We start from the raw sequence: 17,620 nt of genomic DNA, 5'->3' as shown, positions 1-17,620 counted from the left end.
CTTCTTGCTCTTGCCGCGCGGCACTCATGTCGCGCGCTTCCTGTCCCTGGTAGAGCGGCCTTCAGGCCTCAGAGGTCATGCAGCTCGCTCCTTTCCACTCAACGAAAGCGATCGAGATGATAAGGAGCGACGTCGATCGCACTCTTGATTTCGAGCACCCCATCGGCCACAAGGCGCGCTGTGGCTGGTCCCGCCGTCATGCCGAAGTGAGAGCTGCCGAACGCGAGATGCACACAGGGAATACGCGGAAGACGCCCGACCACGGGCAAGCTGTCGGGTAACGAGGGACGCATACCCATCCACAGCTTCGGCTCGCCGTGTATAAGACTGGGGAACAAACGCTTGGCCTTAGGCACGAACTGCTGCGCACGGCGCTCATCCGGCGGACTTTCGCGATTCGTGAACTCTACCGTTCCGGCCACCCGCAGGCCCGATTCCATCGGCGTCATGCCGAAACCGCGTGAACGCAGGGTCAGCGTATATTGCAGGTCGATGTTTGGATTGGGCAACATCGCGTGATAGCCGCGTTCGGCTTCCAGCGGGACCCGCACCCCGAAACCTTTGATGAGGTCCTTTGACCACACGCCGGCCGCCACGACCACGTCGTCCACGACATAGTTGGAGGTATTCGTAAGTACGAGCATGCCGCGCTCGCGCGGTACCAGCTTGAGTACGCGCTCCGAAACCATCTGCCCACCTTCCGCCACGAACGCTTCGCCGATCGAGCCGACCAGGCGGCGGGGATTCGTCGTATATCCGTTGCCCGGCACAATAATGCCCCGCGTAATGTCCGGCGCAATCCCCGGAAACATGCGGCGGATATCGTCTTGCCCAAGCTGCACTACCTCCAAACCGTGGCGTTCGCGAATCCTGCGCTCGGCGTCGGCATTGCGCGCCGGCATATCATCTGTTGCCGCGAGATGCACTTGCCCGTTGCGGCGTATCAGCTCGGCGTAACGCTCGGCTCCCACCAGTTCGCGCCAAAGTTCATGCGAATTGCGATTCAGCGCACGCATGGCGTCAGAAATCTGCAGTACACGGTCAATCCTGCCCGCCCGAATCCAGCGCGCGAGCCAAGGCATTACCTTCAGCAAATAGCGTTGTCGCACGATTAGCGGCCCCATCGGGTCCATCAGCCACCCGGGCACACGCGCGACCATTCCCGGCATGGCGATGGGCGCCGCATTATTCGCGCTGATCATCCCCGCGTTGCCGTAAGAGCAACCACCTGCCGGGGCGAACGGATCAATGACCGTCACGTCGCGCCCAGCACGGCGCAGAAAAAGGGCGGTCGACATTCCCACGACGCCCGCGCCAACAACCACTACCTTGCCACCGCTCATATCTGATTCCTTGTTGAACTGTCAATTACCTTCTTCTTGTCACACCACTGACCTCAATGCGAAGCTACTCGCGAGGAAGCACGTGACGAAGAGCGTCTTAACAACGTTTCGCACACCAGCACGAATGCGGTGACGATAATCAGCACGGTGCTGACCGCGGAGATCGTCGGTTCTATTTCGAGCTCAAGGCTGCTCCAGATCTTGACTGGCAACGTCTTGCTTTGCGCGTTTGTGAGAAACATGGCCACCACGAGTTCGTCGAACGACGCAAGGAACGCGAACAATGCGGCTGACACCATGCCAGGTAGCGCCAGCGGCGCGACCAGCGTGCGCAACATGCGGGCGCGCGAGGCCCCAAGGCTCAATGCCGCCCGCTCGAGATTGGGATCGATCGACTGTAGGACCGAGGAGAGAATCAGCACGACGAGCGGCAGCGCGAGCACGGCATGACACATCCCTACCCAAAGCACATTGCCGACGAGCCCCAGCTTCGCGGTCAAAAAATACATTGCGACCGAGGTAATGATGGTTGGAACGATCATCGGCATGAGCGTGAATGTGAGGATCAGACGTTTGAACGGGAAAGTGCCGCGTACAAGCGCATACGCGGCAAGAAAGCCCGTGAACGTCGCCAACACGCAGGCCACGAGGGCAATCCTTACGCTCGAAACGAAGGCTTCGCGCCAGTCGAGATCCCCGAACAGGACATGGAACCAGTGGAGCGAGTAGTGCCGCGGCGGGAACACAACGAACGTGTCACCCCCGAATGAGATGGTAACGACGATCAAAATCGGCATTACGAGAATGGCACAACCGATCGCGGTGACAAACGAAACGCCGTATTTCATACGCTGGCTCCAAGAAGACGCTGAATATCGGTGACTTTGGCGTAGATGGCGTATAGCACCAGCGTGGCCGCCAACAGCACGAGGGAGATCACCGAAGCCGACCGCCAGTCGAGCAAAATCTCCACCGATCGCTGAATCAGCATACCGAGCATGACATCACGCGGGCCGCCCATCAACGCGGGTGTGATAAAGAAACCAATCGACAAAATGATCACCATGAGCGCGCTGGACACCACGCCGCTCATCGTGAGGGGCAGGTAGATCCTTAAAAAGGTATAGGTCGGACTTGCACCTAGCGCTTCGGCCGCGCGAAGCAGATTCGTATCGATGCGCCTCATAACCGCGTACAGCGTGAGCACCACGAACGGCAACATGACGTACACCATGCCCACGATCACCGCGCCATTGTTGTAAAGAAGCTGTTCGGGTTGTTTTGCTAAGCCGAGGCTGACGAGCATGCGGTTCACCACCCCGTCGTTGCCAAGAAGCACCATCCAGGCGTACGTACGTACGATGGTGCTCGTGAAGTAAGGAATTACGACGCAAAAAATCACGACCTTCAACCGCATGCCGCTACGATTCGCGAGGTAGTAGGCGATCGGATAGCCCATGACGAGCGACACCATTGTGACGATCAGCGAGTTCCAGATCGTATATGAAAGCGCCACCTGTACCGCCCGCGATTTCATCACGTCCGTGACAACGCTTGTCAGGGTGCCGGGAGCAACGTCGATCGCCAGCGTCTTCACGAAGAACCAGACAAGCGGTGCGGCAAATATCGCCAGTAGCACGATTAGCGACGGGAGTATCAACAGGCCATTGGCATCCATCAATCGCGTTCGCATGTCAGGCTCCTAGAACAGCGGAATCTGTCGCGGACCACGATACCCGGATGTTGTCGCCACGGCACAGCCGGTCGTTCGCACCGTTCTGCGCGTCCACCGTCAACGACAGTCTTCCCGGCGTAACCACGGTGTAGCGTACGGTATTGCCAAGAAAGGCGACTCGTTCGATACGTCCGACCATCGTGTTGAGATCAAGACCCGGGGTGGCATCACACGGAGACAACGCGATCTTCTCGGGGCGCACGAAAAGTTCGCACGCCTCTCCGACCCCGGGCCCGCGGTTGAAGAGCGCACGGAACTCCGCGCCCTCCTCTGACAACCAAACAACGCTTTCGCCGTCTTCGATCCGCAGCACCTTGCCGCGCAGCAGATTCGCCTCGCCCAAGAACCGCGCCGTGAAGCTGTTCGCCGGATTCTGGTAGACGTCGATCGGATTGCCCAACTGCTGTAGCCGACCGTTGCTCAGGATCGCGATCCGGTCGGACATATTGAGCGCTTCCTCCTGGTCATGTGTCACGTACACCACGGTCATCTCAAGGCGCTGTTGGATTTCCTTAATCTCAGTTTGCATTGCGTAACGAAGGTTACGGTCGAGCGCACCAAGAGGCTCGTCCATTAGAACCACCTTCGGATGAAAGACAATGGCGCGCGCGATCGCCACGCGCTGGAGCTGGCCACCCGATAGTTGACGCGAATATCGCTCGGCATAGCGAGTCAACTGCACCATGTCTAGCGCCCACTTTACTCGGTCGGCAATCATCGACCGCGCCACACCGCGGGCGCGCAGCGGAAATGCCACGTTCTCGAAGACCGTCATGTGAGGAAAGATCGCGTAGTTCTGGAACACCATACCGAATCCACGCTTTTGCGGCGGCAGCTTCGCCACGTCTTTGCCGTCGACGAGCAGTTGCCCTTCGTCCACGCCGGCAAAACCCGCGATCATCATGAGCGTGGTCGTCTTGCCGGAACCGGATGGACCGAGCATCGAAAAGAACTCACCTGCAGCAATCTTCGCGTTGAAGCGGTCTACGGCGACGTCAGGCCCGTAGTGCTTCGTCAAGCCCACGAGTTCAAGCGCGCCTGCCCCGCCGCTTTCTGTCTGATTCAACCTGACCTCCGGAATTCCCTTCATGACGGCACCCACAATCATTTGACATTAAACAGCGCTGACTTCACACAGAATCACGAGCCATGCTCAGGTGATGACCCAGTCCGACCAGTACTGGGTAACCTTCGCCATGTTATCGGCCCACCACTCGATGTTATGAACGTGCCCCCTCGATGCCGTCCAAGGTTGTCCGGTCTTCGGGTCGATCAGGCTCGCGGGCATCTGCGTCCACGCACGGCGATTGGCCGGTACGGCTTTGTACTTGTTTAGCCAACGCGCCTGCACGACGGGGCTCAGGCTATAGTCGATGAATTTGTTTGCGGCTTCGACGTTCGTCGATGACTTCGCGATGCCATACGCCTGGACCAGCACCTCGTTGTCGTTCCACTGCATCGCGATGGGCGCTCCAGCGTCGATCGCGACCTGAGCCCGGGTGCTCCATAGCACGCCCAGCGCCGCATCGCCGCTCGCGATCATCTGCGTGGAAAGCGCTCCGCTGTCCCAGAACTTCTTGATAGTGGGGCGGATTCGCGACATCGACTGAAACGCACGCGGAATATCGATCGGGTAAATCTTATCCTTCGGCACACCGTCTGCAAGAAGTGCCATGTCGAGACTGAGTGTGCCAGCCTCAATGCCGGGTAACGTGCGCGTGCCGGGAAAGCGTTTGACGTTCCAGAAATCCTTAACGGATTGCGGCTCGGTCCCGGGTTTGTAGATTGACGTGTTGTAGCACATCACGTTCGCGTACAAATAGTTTGCGACCTGATAGCTCAGGCGCAGCGACGGATCGATGTCATTGACGTCCGTGTACTTGAACCGGCTGTAATCGATAGGCTGAAGCACGCCCATTCGGTTGAGAATCAGCAATGCATCATTGCCGATATCGATCACATCGAGACCGCCTTGCCCGGCCCGAAACATGGCCATCATCTTGCCGGCCGTAGCCGGCACAGTGACAATCTCAATTCCGGTTTCCTGCCGGAATGGCTCATAGACCGTGGCACGCTTCACTTCGTCGTAAGCGCCGCCCGAAGTGCGCACCATCAGTTGCTTGGACGCTGCCTTGGCAGTCTTGACGAAGAACGGTGCAACGCTGAGGGCCGAAGCAGCAGCGATAAATTCGCGGCGGCTGGTGCTGATGCATTCTTCTTTCATGACTCTTCCTCTTGTTTTGGTTGTCCGCGCAGCGTGGGGACGGGGCTCGAGGACGGTTTTTAACGAATACAGCCGGATCCATCGTAAGGTGATTATGCTGGTGGCCAAAAAAGCAGAACGAATCAATTTCGCGCGTTTTTCTCGATTCGAACCGCTATCGCGACAGCTTTTTTCATCGGGCGCGACCAGGAAAGCGACTGCTTACTCCCCCTCCTTCCCTACCGGAATACCAAGAGAAACCTTGACTTGCTGCATGCAGATGGAGGTCCGGATATCTCGCACGTGTCCGCCTTCGTAGAAAAGTGAACGACTCAACGCCATGTATTCCTCCATGTCCTTTACCGACATGATGAGTACAAAATCAACATCGCCCGTTACGTAGTAGCACTGTTGAACCTGAGGGCACCGCTCAAATCTCTGTTTCATAGCCGCGATGCGCTCACTGCCGACGTCCTCCGCCGCCACGTCTACCACGACGGTAATCCGCTTCCCGATATGCTCGGGACGCACAACACTAATGTCCTTCCATATGACCCCTTCTTGGCGCAAGCGCTGCAGTCGGCGAGCAACCGAAGGAGCCGAAAGATGAATCGCGTCAGCAATCTCCCGATGTGTGGCGAGGTTGTTGTCCTGCACAATCTCGAGGATTCGCCGGTCGAAGACATCCAGTCGTGTGGACATGAGGTGACCTCCCTAGGGGCGCAAGGCTGGCGCGCTCGCTGTCAATGCGGGTCACGCGATTGATGCGAAGTCACACTCGCGTAACGGGTGTGCCTCGACCAGCGAGGCCGTGCGTTTGCGCACACTCGCCCGCCGCGCAGACGAGAGGGCTGCATGCAACTCGTCGTTTCCGAACTCTGCCAGAGGTGGCTGCCCCCTTGCGCGCGAGGCGATTTCAGCCGTCGGCATGTCCGAGAGGCGGCAGAGCAGCGGTACATCGATACTGGCATCATCGTCGATGATGTCCCGTACGTTTTGCGTGAAGCGGGAGATGGCACTGGACGCAAGCGCTGCGTCGGGTTCATCGTTTCATTCACAGGGTTTTCCACACTGCACTCCAGATTTGCCGCGCGTGATGTGCCGCGCTGTCGAAGATGCTCGAAGCCTCAGACAATCAGCACTAGCTTCAGATCATTCACGTTGGTACCAGTCGCCCCTGTTTCGATGGTGTGATGAATCGCTTCGAGCGCTGGCGTAACGTCGTGGCGCGCGAGAGCGCTATAGAGATCGACGCCACGCGCATTCGCAAGGTTGACCGTCGAGCCATCCGCGAGCGCGCCAGCGTAGGCGGTGGGGCCGTCGCTCCCGTCGGTGTCCATGCCGATAACCACGATGCCGACTTCCCCCGCCAGCTCAAGCGCGGCACTCGTTGCGAACTCCTGGTTCGGGCCTCCTACTCCTTTGGCACCATGGGTCGTGACCGTGGTCTCCCCGCCGCCGACCAGTAGGCAAGGCGGCTTCACCGGCTGCCCGTCGAGCCTGATCTGGCGTCCGATCGCAGCGAGATTGCGTCCCAGCGCGCTGCTTTCACCTTCGAAAAAAGTCGAGAGCAGCACCGCCCGTAAGCCGCGGCGCTGCGCCGCCTGCACAGCGCCTGCGCACGCCGCGTCGGTTCGTACAAGCAGCACGTTGTTGATCTCCAAGTGCTGGAGTGCCGTCTCGCGTACGGTCTCGTAGTGAGGTGCGCCAACACGCAGAAACGCGGTCACGGTATGTGGCAGCCGGTCCCATAACCGATACTTGTCCAACACACGCCGTGCATCCTCAAAAGAGGACCGGTCCGGCACCGTCGGGTCGGTAATGTAATCGAGCGCGTCGCCAATGACGTCGGAGACGGTGAGGTTCACGATCCGTGTGCCCGCAGGCAACTTTTCGACAAGACGTCCGCCTTTCACCCTGCTGAGATGCTTGCGAACATCGTTGATTTCCACGATGTTCGCTCCGCACGTGAGGAGGATCTCGGTCGTGCGCGCCTTTTCTTCGAGCGTGACGCCCTCGACCGGCGCGACAAACAGCGACGACGAACCTCCGGTAAAGCAACTCAGCACGATGTCGCCCGCGCGCACCTCTTCGAGAAGCGCGCGCGTACGCTGCGCCGCTTCAAGCGATGACGCATCCGGCACCGGATGACTTGCCAGCATCATCTCGATGTGCCGCAATGCGCCATGCTGCCCTCGTTTGCAAATCACGAAGCCCTTGAAAATCCGATCTCCGAGTATCTGCTCTATGGTTTGAGCGATAGGGAAGGTTGCCTTTCCTGCACCGATGACGAAGATACGTGTCTCTTCGCACAGTTCATACTCCCTGTCGCCAATCTTCAGCGCTGTGCTGGAGATCGACATTGCCTGTCGCAAGGCAAGCCCCGGATCGGCCGCTGCGATGGCCTCCTCGGCTATGTCGAGCGCGAGACGGCGTGCGTCAGCGTTGCCGTCTGCCAGTAGCGCTTCTCTATTTCTGATATAGGTATAGGTCATTGCCCTTGCACCCGCTCGCGTTCCCCAGAGATGGTCATCGCGCGCTGCCAGCGCGCGTTCCAGTTACGCGCGATTAGCGCGGACGACGGAAATGATGGCCCGCATATGTCGCTACCGAACCCAGTTCACCTTCGATCTGCAGAAGGCGATTGTGTTTGGACGTCCGTTCGCTGCGAATCGGCATGCCCGTCTTTATCTGTCCGCCGTTCAGCGCCACCACAAGGTCCGAAATGAGCGGATCTTCCGTCTCGCCCGATCGCTCAGACACCTGCACCCCATAGCCATGGCGGTACGCGTATTCCGCAGAATCAAATGCCTGACTGAGCGAGCCGATTTGATTGACCTTGAAGAGCATCGCATTGGCGGCGCCGCGGGCGACGCCCACGCGCAAGCGCTCGACGTTAGTCACGAACAGATCATCGCCGACAATTTGCGTTTGAGGGAGCGCCTTTGTGACCGCCACGAATCCGTCGAAGTCCTCTTCGTCAAGCGGATCTTCGACCGATCCGAGCGGATACTTCGAAGCGACTTCCTTGTAGAGCTCGATCAGTGCATCTCGCTCGTACGACACACCGTCTAGCATGTAGAGGCCGGTAGCCTTGTCATGCCAATGGCTCGACGCACAGTCGAGTCCGTACACCACGTCCTCACCAAAACCCGCCTTGTAGCCGGCTTTTTCCACCGCCTTTTGGAGAAATTCAAAGGGCTCCCAGATGCCCTTCATAGGCGTTGCAAAACCACCCTCGTCGCCGGTATTGGTCGCTAAAATCCCATATCGCGCAATCACAAGCTCACGCAAGTGCTCGTTGATTTCCGTAGTCATCTGCATCGCGTGGTCGTAGTTTTCGGCGCCCACCGGCATGATGATGAATTCCTGAATCTCCAGCTCGTTCGCTGTGAGCTTGCCCCCGTTCAAGAAGTTCATGAGCGGTACAGGTAGCACGTGTGCGAACGGATTCAGGTAGCGATAAAGCGGCACGCCCGCGCTCGCTGCACCGGCTCGGGCAACCGCGAGCGAAGCGCCCAGAATAGCGTTAGCACCCAAATTTCTTTTGTTAGGTGTCCCATCCAAATCGATCAGCGCGAAGTCGATCGCGCGCTGTTCGGTGACATCGCGGCCTACCAGCACGTCGCGAATCGGCCCCTCAATGTTCTGCACCGCCTTCCGCACACCCAGTCCACGATAACGATTCGGATCCCCATCAGTCAACACGTATGCCTCATGCGTGCCGGTCGAACGTCCCTGCGGAACGTCGGCGCGGCCAAGCAACTGATTGTCTACATAAACGTCAGCCTGAACTGTGGGCCAACCGCGGCAATCTAGGATTTCTCGCGCTTTTAAATCAGTGATCTTCCCGGACATCTATCGGCTCCTATGCCATGAGTGAACGATGCATTTTTGATCATTGTCGACAATTATTCAAGAGAAAAAAATAATTGATGATTGTCGACAACTATTTTATGCGGAAAGAAATCCGTGAAGGTGCCTGTTAACTAAGTAAAGTCCGCCGCGACTCAGGCGACCGACCGCCTCCTCGGCTTAAGGTTCCGTAACCGACCACGGGCGGTGGCTGGCTCGTCCGGTTCGGCCTGGGCGTTCGCCTCGAGCGAAAGCAGATGGGAAGTGAGCTTCTCGCCCTCGCTCATGTTGTGGGCTTCTGACAACGCGCCGGCTCGGTTTACGTCGCCCGCGAGGATCGCCTCGACAATCGGTCGGTGCTGCGCCACGATGTCTTCATTATCGTGAATGAGCGCATCGCTTGAGCGAATGTAAAGACGAATCTGCCGCTCGACCAACTCGTACTGAGACAACAGCCTGCCGTGCCGCGCGGCCACGATGATCGCCTTGTGCAGCGAGAAGTCAGCGACGGCAATCTGTTTCTGGCTACGGCCCTGACACGCTTCCACGAGCTGATCAAAGCTCTTGCGGATCACCTCGGCCTGCTCCACACTCAGGCTCGAAGCCACCAACTGCGCCGCGAGCCGCTCGATGCTCGAACGAAGCGTATAGAGCTCCCAGGCATCCCGGGAACTTAACGACACGACAGTCCAGCCAGTGTATGGGATGAGCGAAACGAGTCCTTCCTTTGCAAGCTGGTTCAGAGCCGCTCGCACGGTAGCGCGCGAAAGCCCCATCTCATCGGAAATCTGAATCTCAGTCACGCGTGAACCGGGCAGGATCGATCCAGACATGATCGACTCGCGGAGCACGTCCGCTGCCTGCGCCTCTGCAGTCTTTTTTGCAACCTTCGGGATTCTCAGAACTGACATGACGACTCCACTACGACATCTGAGCGGCACCTGAGCGGCACCTGAACGCCGCCAAGCTCCGCGAACGTCGTCATTGTATCGCAAGAGAAAATTGTCGCCAATCATCAAAGTCTCTGCGGTAAAATTCAACTGCCCGCGCCACGGAGGGATCAACAGCGGTTGCGCTTTCAGGCGGAAGCGGCGGCCGTGCCGGTCAGCACTTCAAGCAGTCGGTCCCGAAACGGATTCAATACCGGTGCGTTGCGCAGTACACATACACGCAGGTCGCGACAAGCCCATCGTTCAGCGAGCTTGAGCACTGTGACATTGCTCGCTAGTTCGCTCTCAATGGCCGAGCGCGCAACGATGCCGATTCCCGCACCCGAGGCGACAAGCTTTACGATCGCGCCGTAGCTCGATACCTGCACCCGCACGTCGAGGCGCCCGCCTAGTGCGCTCGCATGATTCATGAGGAACGTGTGCAAAGCAGCGCCTGGCTGAAGGCTAATAAATGGACGCTCAAGGCATCCCCCAAAGCCGATCTCGCCTAGTCCGGCAATATCGCTGTCGCGTGCGGTGACGACCACGAGTTCGTCCTCGCGGTAGCGGTGAAAGTCTAGCTCCGGATGATTCGCCTCGAGCGCTACTACGCCCAAGTCCGCACGGCCGGAGGCGACAGCCGCTACGATGTCGTGGCTAAGACGCTCTTCTAAGGAAATCCGCACGTTAGAATAGCGCGAGAAAAAACACGCGAGATCGTCTGGCAAATGCGAGCTGATTGCATTGTTGTTAGCGAACAGTGTCACATGCCCTACCAGACCATTCGAAAACGGCAACAGATCCGCATTCATCTGCTCTATTTGCGCGATGCAGCGCCGCGCATGCTCCATCACGATGCGCCCGGCCGGCGTCGGCACCACGCCGCGCGCGAGCCGCACCAGCAAGGGTGCGCCCACGACCTCTTCTAAGCCCTTGATTCTTAGGCTCACTGATGAAGGAGCAAGGTGGCAGCGATCCGCGCCACGTGTAACTCCGCCCTCTTCGGCAACCGCCAGAAATACTTTCAAGTCCGTCAGTTCATACCGCATCGCCGGCCCCAACAAAGCTCGATTGTGCTATGAGCATTCGTATTTGACAAACGCATCATTTGAATTTTCTCGATATTTCTATTCGGGCCGAGCCGCGATACTGCCTTCGACTAACCAGAAACATCGGAGACGATCCATGAATCGCCAGACTTCAACTGAACAACCATTGCCGCTCGCCGGAGTCACGGTCGTCGCCATCGAACAGGCGCTCGCTGCCCCTCTTTGCACGTGCCGCCTCGCTGACATGGGCGCGCGCGTGATAAAGATCGAGCGCCCCGAGGGCGACTTTGCGCGCGGCTACGACAGGGCCGCGAACGGTAACTCGTCCTACTTCCTCTGGACCAACCGCGGTAAGGAGTCGGTCGTTCTCGACTTTAAGCTTGCCGACGACGCTGCGTTGTTGCATCGCCTTATCGCTGAAGCCGACATTTTCGTTCAGAACCTTGCCCCCGGTGCGCTCTCGCGCGCGGGTTTCGACAGCGCCACGCTGCGAGACAAGTATCCGCAACTCATTACCTGCGATATCACCGGGTACGGAACCGGTAGTGAAACGAGCAAACTCAAAGCCTATGATTTTCTCGTGCAGTGCGAGAGCGGCCTCGTTAGCGTGAGCGGTGCGCCGGACGCCCCCGGTCGCATCGGCGTTTCGATCTGCGATATCGGCGCAGGCATGAACGCCACCATTGCCGTACTATCTGCACTTGCGCTGCGCAATCGGTCCGGCAAGGGCACGGGCGTTTCGGTCTCGCTCTTCGATGGCGCCGCCGACTGGATGACTGTGCCTTATGTTCACGAGCGCTATGGCAGAGGCGCTCCCACGCCGCAGGGCCTCAAGCATCCGTCGATCGCACCATACGGGGCGTATCGCACCAGCGAAGGACGCGACATCGTGATCAGCATCCAGAACGACCGCGAGTGGAGCAACTTCTGCGCAGTCTTCCTCGGCGATCAAGACATCGCAGGCGACGTGCGCTTCGCCACCAACAACGCCCGTGTGCAAAACCGCGAACCGCTCGACGCCCTGATCGGTGACGTATTCAGCACGAAGACACTTGACGACGCCCTGTCGCTGCTTGGCGACGCCAATATCGCGTATGGCCAGTTGCGCTTGGTCGCCGAAATGACCGGGCATCCGGCACTGCGCACTTGGCCGATGGCGGCGGACGGCATGGAACTGCAGATGATCGCTCCCCCCGTGCGCGCCCCTTGGGACGCCCAGTGCTTCAAGCCAGCGCCTAAGCTTGGCGAACACACCGCGCGCATCCGCGAGGAGTTCCCGGATGAAGCAGAGGAGGCAAGCGCATGAGCCAGCTCGACATCACCAAGCTGCGCAAATGGGTGGGCCAGACTCTCGTGGACGAAGACGTGCTCGACGTCCGCCATGCCCGCCTGATGGCCGCCACGATTGGGAGCAATGGCGAGGACCTCGTTACTGGCGCGCCGTTGCCCCCGCTGTGGCATTGGCTCTTTTTCCTAGAGGGCCTATCGTCGGAGCGGCTCGGCCGTGACGGGCACCCCCAGCGCGGCGGGTTCCTGCCCCCGGTGCCGCTGCCGAACCGGATGTGGGCGGGCGGCCGCGTCCGCTTTATCGACGCGTTGCCCTTAGGTGCCACGGTGGAAAAACGTTCGACGATCCTCGCGGTAGAGCATAAGCAGGGCCGCTCTGGCGAGCTCGTGTTCGTCACGGTGCAGCACGAAATAGCGTACGGCGGGCGAGTTGTCGTTTCGGAAGAGCACGATATCGTCTACAAGGAAACAACTCCGGGAGGTCCCGCGCGCCAAGAAGTCCGGCGCGCACCGGGCGAGCATCGCGAAAGCTTCCTCGCGACATCTACGACGCTCTTTCGCTATTCTGCGCTCACCTTCAACGGCCACCGCATCCACTATGATCAGGACTACTGTCGAGATGTCGAGGGTTATCCCAACCTGGTCATCCATGGGCCGCTGAATGCGACGCTACTGGCTAGTCTCGCGCAACGCATCGCCGGCAAGCGGCTGACCACGTTCGACTACCGGGGCGTGCAGCCGGCTATTTTGGGAAACGCACTCACCCTCAACGGCACACGGGAGGGCGAGCATCTCGAACTCTGGACCGCGCTACCCGACGAGCGAGTTTCCATGCAGGCGAAAGCAACCTTCTGACCCAGCTCCACCTTACCGAAAAAAATCACCAAGGAGACAAGCATGAGTGGCAGAGCCATTGTCACGGCGGCGGCCCGACCGCACGGGTACTGTCGATCCGTTCGGCGAACCCGCACGTCCGCATGCAGAATCGAGTGGCGCGCGGCACTGGCCGGTATGATGGGGACTACGATCGAATAGCACGACTTTTTCATCTACGGCACCGCCGCGGCGTTAGTCTTTCCGAGGCTATTCTTTGCACATGGGATTTCGGTTGGAGATTCCCGTTCTGGATCAGCGGCGTCTTGCTCGTGATTGGGCTCGTGATTCGATTTTGCGTGCCGGAAATGCGCGAATTTCTCGAAGGGAATCGCACCTTCGCCAGCCGTAAGGAGCGCCCGCGAGACGCCGGTTCTTGAAGCCGTCCGCTAGCAATGGCGCGCCATTCCGCTGTGCGCGCTGACTCGTTCGGGCGAACAGGCGGCGTTCTACATGCTCACTACTTTCGATGTGCTATACGGCTCGCAGGAGCTGCGAATCGAACGCGAGTTTGTCCTGAACGCTTTACTACTCGCAGCTTTGGTGGCGTGTTTCGCCCTGCCTATCTTCGATTACGTTTCCGATCGCATCGGCAGACGCCGTACGTTCCCGTCCGCCTGCGTCTGCATGGCCTAATTCGCGTTCCCGTATTTTGCGATGCGCGGTACGCGCAACCATGCGGTCGTCATCGCAACCATGGTGGTGCTGATGATCATCCAAGCCGCGATCCACGGAAGCGAGGCCGCTATATTGCAGAAAGCTTCCCGCCGCAGATTCGCTATACCGGCGCGTCGCTAGGTTATCAGGATGCCTCGTTCATTTCGGGCGGCCCCGCCCGTCTGATTTCGCAGTGGCTCTATCAGACGTTTCATAGCGGCTACGCCAGGGCGCGTTCCTCGCAGCCATGTCGTTCGTGAGCGCTTGCGCATCGTCCTGTCTAGAACGACCCGCTCGATGACTGTGATTTGCAGAGGGAAGGGGCGAAAAAGGAGCCCGGAATAGCCACCCTCAACCTCACGGTCACTTTCAGATATTCAGCGGGCTGCAGCGGCCAGCTTTGCGCCCCCAGTTCGCCGCTAGGTCCTGACACACCGGATGTCGACGTAATAATTGTTTATCGACTGCCTCGCGCGCACCCTCTCTCATTTGTGAGGGCAGTCTCCACGAGCATTGAAATGGGGGCGGCTACCGCCCAGCAAGCCTTTCTCTTTGGGAAATGACCCTACGCGGATGCTCAATTGACCCCCGCACGAAGGCAATTCACAATGCGCCCTCTCGCAACTCTCTCCTTTCAGCCTCCCCAAATAGCGCTTTATTGGCGAACCATGCGCATCCTGATGATCGAAGACGAACCCGAACTCGCCGCCGCCGTCACAAGCGCGTTGAGGAAGCGCAACATCGGAGTCGACAGCGTACCCTGCATCCAGGATGCGTACTTCGCTGTTAGCGAATGGGATTACACCGTTGTCCTGCTGGACCGCTCGTTGCCCGACGGTGATGGGCTCACTGCGATTCCTTACCTCCGTAACTCCGTTCCGGGCATTCCTATCATCGTTCTGACTGCAGCGGGAGAAGTGGCGGCACGCATCGAGGGCCTCGAAGCCGGCGCCGACGACTACCTCTGCAAGCCCTTCTCGATGGACGAGCTCGCAGCCCGATTGCGTGCGTTGGCAAGGCGTACCCCAGTACTGCAACCCGTCAAAGTAACCGCGGGATTCCTTGAGCTCGATCTTGAGTCGTTGACGGTCAGCGTGCGCGGAGAAACGATCGATCTTCGTCGACGTGAACTTCTCGCCCTCCAGATACTCATGCAAAACGCCGACAAGACGGTCAGACGCCACCAGCTCGTCGCACACGTCTATGGCTTGGGAGAAGATTTCTACTCCAACACCCTCGATGCCCACATCTCCAGGCTCCGCGGCAAACTTAGCCAAGCCAACGCGGGGGTTGAGATCCGGCCGGTGCGCGGTATCGGCTATCTACTTTGTGCGCAGGGATGAGCCAGCTTCGCTCGCTGTCGGTGCTGCAAAATCTCTCGATTACGCACCGGATCTCCGCAACACTCATCTTCGCACTGCTTTTCGTCGCCATCGTCTCCGGCGTCCTGACAATTGGCACTTTCCTGCAATGGAATTTTTCCGGCTACATACTCGACCAGCGTGCCTTCGAGGTCATCGCTAGTGCCGTATCGCGCACGCCTGACGGCCATCTCGCCATCATCGAAACCCCGGCACTGCGCGCGCTCGAACGCGAGGCGCCTGCCTTGTGGTTTGCCGTACGCGACGTGGGCGGTGAGCAGGTCACGCACGGTGTTAGCTCGGCCGCTTGCTTGTCTATCGTGAACCGTCTTCCACGCATCTTCGTGGCCGACGTCACTGACGTCAGCGAGCACAGCAACCTCTCCTGCAAGCTCCGAACCATGCGGGGCGACCTTGGCCTCATTCAGGTCGCTTACGGGGGCGGGCCGCTCGTGCGCGCTTGGAAAGGTATTGGTGTGATGGTGCTCGATTATCTGGAAATTCCATTCTTCGTGCCGCTCCTGCTGCTCGCCGTTTCAACGATCCCGCTCGTCGTCGCACTCGCGGTGCGTCGCGTAAGGGACATTGCGGAGCTCGCGCGCTACGTCGATATCGAACGCAGTGGCCTTCGACTGCCGGAAGCCGGATTACCAAGCGAAGTGGCTCCGCTCGTACGCGCATTCAATGCGGCACTCGCCCGTGTTGACGCGGGCCGCGCGCAGCAAGAACGCTTCATTGCCGACGCCGCGCACGAACTGCGCACCCCAGTTGCCATTATCCAGGCGCGGCTGGATGCCATGGAAGACAGTCCGCTTAAGCTTAAACTGGAGCAGGATATCGAGCGCCTCGGCGAATTGACCGACTCCTTGCTCGACCTGCAATCGATCAAGAGCATCGCCCCACAAATGACTTTGCTTGATTTTGTCGCGCTCGTCTCCGACACACTCGCCGAACTCGCACCGGTCGTCGTAAGCAAGGGCCACGAGATCGAATTCATCTGCGGGATAGACCGTGTCGATATGACAGCCGATCCCGTTGCACTGCGCCGACTGATCGTCAATCTTATACAGAACGCGATTAAGCACGGCGGTGAAGACGTTACGATCGCGGTCGAAGTCAAAGCGAACGCCACCCACGCCGTGATGGAGGTTACCGATACCGGTCCGGGCATTCCACCGGCATGGCGCGACCAAATATTCGAGTCCTTCTCTCGCTATTCACGCAGTGCGCCCGGCGCTGGACTCGGTCTTGCCATCGTCCGGGAAATCGCGATGATGCACGGGGGCCGCGCGAGCTACTTCGAACCGGGCATGCGCGGCACCGGCATCCGCGTACAGTTGCCGTGTTCTACGGGAGGAAGGCAGGAACGTTTGACGGCCTAAGCTTCGCGCTAGAACGAGTATCCCATGACCGTACCGACGTTCAAAGACAAGCTGCGCTGAACAATGGGGCTGTGGGCTGCGTCGCCGATTATGCGAGTCAGGCCGCCCTTGGTCTCCAGCGACCAGTGTTGATTGAAGCGATGAAGCCAGATGAGGTCGAAATCTACCGAATCGAAACCGCTTCCGACCGCGTACTGGCGGTAGCCCGACGCCGCGCTTTGCGTTGCGTTCACGCCCCACATGGTCTGGTTGTAGGTCTGGCTACCGAAGTGAGCCACAGTCTTTGAGGTTACGACATTCGGGCCGGCAACAAGAACCGGCACTTCGAGCGCGGCCTGCCACGCATCACCAATGCTGCGGTTGCTGAGCGGAAGATCGGCCGCAACGCTTAGGGAGCCCACAGTGGCAAAACGATACCCTGCGGTCACCGTCGCGTCTAGGGCACTCGGTGTGTTGCCCAAGCCCCGCAATGCGTCCGAGCCGCTTTGGAATGTCTCGTCAGTGTCTTTGCGGCCGGCAACATAGTTCAGGTTCATATCGAGATAGAAGTTGTGCGGCAGATGCAGCTTATAGCCTACACCACGATCGGTATCGACATAGACGCCCGATGACGTGACGACGTTGAGATACGGAACGGGAATGAAGTGATATTCGTCGCTACCGAGATAACGTGGCGCGACATCGAAACCACCGCCCACCGTAATCTTATAGTCTTCGGCACGCGCCAATGAGGTCATACCGAGCCCTGCCGCGACCGCGGCAAAGCAAAAAGCAAGTCGTAGATTCATCGAAAGATCCAGGAAAGCAAGCTGGATTCGCAATCCGATCAATTTTCTCAACCAGAAGGGGAAATAGCGAATCACAACGGGAACATGGCACGGCGCTTTGTGCCAGACATCGCCCGGATTCTAAGGTGTCCGCATTGTGGGAACATTGCGCGTTTCAG

General features: G+C 59.0%; 15 protein-coding genes. 4 read left to right on the top strand and 11 right to left on the bottom strand.

The window, feature by feature from the left end:
• Positions 1–98: 98 nt before the first annotated feature.
• From C2L66_RS39030 to C2L66_RS38985, 10 genes are all read right to left on the bottom strand, one after another.
• On the bottom strand, positions 99–1,343 hold the full coding sequence (locus C2L66_RS39030) for an NAD(P)/FAD-dependent oxidoreductase (protein WP_060610911.1): 1,245 nt from the start codon (positions 1,341–1,343) through the stop codon (positions 99–101).
• A gap of 53 nt (positions 1,344–1,396) precedes the next feature.
• Positions 1,397–2,191 carry an ABC transporter permease gene (locus tag C2L66_RS39025; RefSeq protein WP_060610908.1) on the bottom strand — a complete coding sequence of 265 codons (795 nt, stop codon included), beginning with the start codon at positions 2,189–2,191 and terminating at the stop codon, positions 1,397–1,399.
• A complete protein-coding gene (locus C2L66_RS39020) occupies positions 2,188–3,036 on the bottom strand; it encodes an ABC transporter permease (protein WP_082670584.1) in 849 nt (282 codons plus the stop codon). Before C2L66_RS39020 ends, C2L66_RS39025 begins: the two co-directional genes overlap by 4 nt.
• Before the next feature lies 1 nt (position 3,037).
• Positions 3,038–4,144: an ABC transporter ATP-binding protein gene (locus tag C2L66_RS39015; protein WP_158512204.1), complete on the bottom strand. Its 1,107-nt coding sequence runs from the start codon at positions 4,142–4,144 to the stop codon at positions 3,038–3,040.
• Between the two features lie 87 nt (positions 4,145–4,231).
• Positions 4,232–5,302: an ABC transporter substrate-binding protein gene (locus C2L66_RS39010; protein WP_103323757.1), complete on the bottom strand. Its 1,071-nt coding sequence runs from the start codon at positions 5,300–5,302 to the stop codon at positions 4,232–4,234.
• 201 nt (positions 5,303–5,503) lie between these two features.
• Positions 5,504–5,983 carry an Lrp/AsnC family transcriptional regulator gene (locus C2L66_RS39005; RefSeq protein WP_060610899.1) on the bottom strand — a complete coding sequence of 160 codons (480 nt, stop codon included), beginning with the start codon at positions 5,981–5,983 and terminating at the stop codon, positions 5,504–5,506.
• Positions 5,984–6,408: 425 nt separating this feature from the next.
• The gene (locus C2L66_RS39000; protein WP_060610896.1) at positions 6,409–7,776 is read right to left on the bottom strand and encodes a glycerate kinase type-2 family protein; all 1,368 of its coding nucleotides are present in this window, start codon (positions 7,774–7,776) and stop codon (positions 6,409–6,411) included.
• A gap of 73 nt (positions 7,777–7,849) precedes the next feature.
• Positions 7,850–9,139, bottom strand: coding sequence for a phosphopyruvate hydratase (gene eno, locus C2L66_RS38995; RefSeq protein ID WP_060610894.1), 1,290 nt, complete (start codon positions 9,137–9,139; stop codon positions 7,850–7,852).
• 152 nt (positions 9,140–9,291) lie between these two features.
• Positions 9,292–10,047 carry a GntR family transcriptional regulator gene (locus C2L66_RS38990; RefSeq protein ID WP_060610891.1) on the bottom strand — a complete coding sequence of 252 codons (756 nt, stop codon included), beginning with the start codon at positions 10,045–10,047 and terminating at the stop codon, positions 9,292–9,294.
• Between the two features lie 167 nt (positions 10,048–10,214).
• Entirely contained in the window at positions 10,215–11,093 is an 879-nt protein-coding gene (locus C2L66_RS38985) for a LysR family transcriptional regulator (protein WP_233445140.1), read from the bottom strand.
• Positions 11,094–11,250: 157 nt separating this feature from the next.
• Between C2L66_RS38985 and C2L66_RS38980 the strand changes: the two genes are divergently transcribed.
• From C2L66_RS38980 to C2L66_RS38960, 4 genes are all read left to right on the top strand, one after another.
• Entirely contained in the window at positions 11,251–12,420 is a 1,170-nt protein-coding gene (locus tag C2L66_RS38980; protein ID WP_060610887.1) for a CaiB/BaiF CoA transferase family protein, read from the top strand.
• Positions 12,417–13,256, top strand: a complete 840-nt coding sequence (locus tag C2L66_RS38975) for an HTD2 family dehydratase (RefSeq protein ID WP_060610884.1) — start codon at positions 12,417–12,419, stop codon at positions 13,254–13,256. The genes C2L66_RS38980 and C2L66_RS38975 overlap by 4 nt, the downstream gene beginning before the upstream one ends.
• A 1,343-nt stretch (positions 13,257–14,599) precedes the next feature.
• Positions 14,600–15,274 carry a response regulator transcription factor gene (locus C2L66_RS38965; RefSeq protein WP_060611331.1) on the top strand — a complete coding sequence of 225 codons (675 nt, stop codon included), beginning with the start codon at positions 14,600–14,602 and terminating at the stop codon, positions 15,272–15,274.
• A complete protein-coding gene (locus C2L66_RS38960; protein WP_060610880.1) occupies positions 15,271–16,674 on the top strand; it encodes a sensor histidine kinase in 1,404 nt (467 codons plus the stop codon). The genes C2L66_RS38965 and C2L66_RS38960 overlap by 4 nt, the downstream gene beginning before the upstream one ends.
• Positions 16,675–16,682: 8 nt before the next feature.
• Here C2L66_RS38960 and C2L66_RS38955 read toward each other — a convergent pair whose 3' ends face one another.
• Complete coding sequence (locus C2L66_RS38955; RefSeq protein ID WP_148654670.1) at positions 16,683–17,537, bottom strand: MipA/OmpV family protein; 855 nt, start codon at positions 17,535–17,537, stop codon at positions 16,683–16,685.
• Between the last annotated feature and the right edge of the window lie 83 nt (positions 17,538–17,620).

Source organism: Paraburkholderia caribensis (genome assembly GCF_002902945.1).
GTDB lineage: Bacteria > Pseudomonadota > Gammaproteobacteria > Burkholderiales > Burkholderiaceae > Paraburkholderia > Paraburkholderia caribensis.
This window is presented reverse-complemented; position numbering and strand designations above follow the sequence as displayed.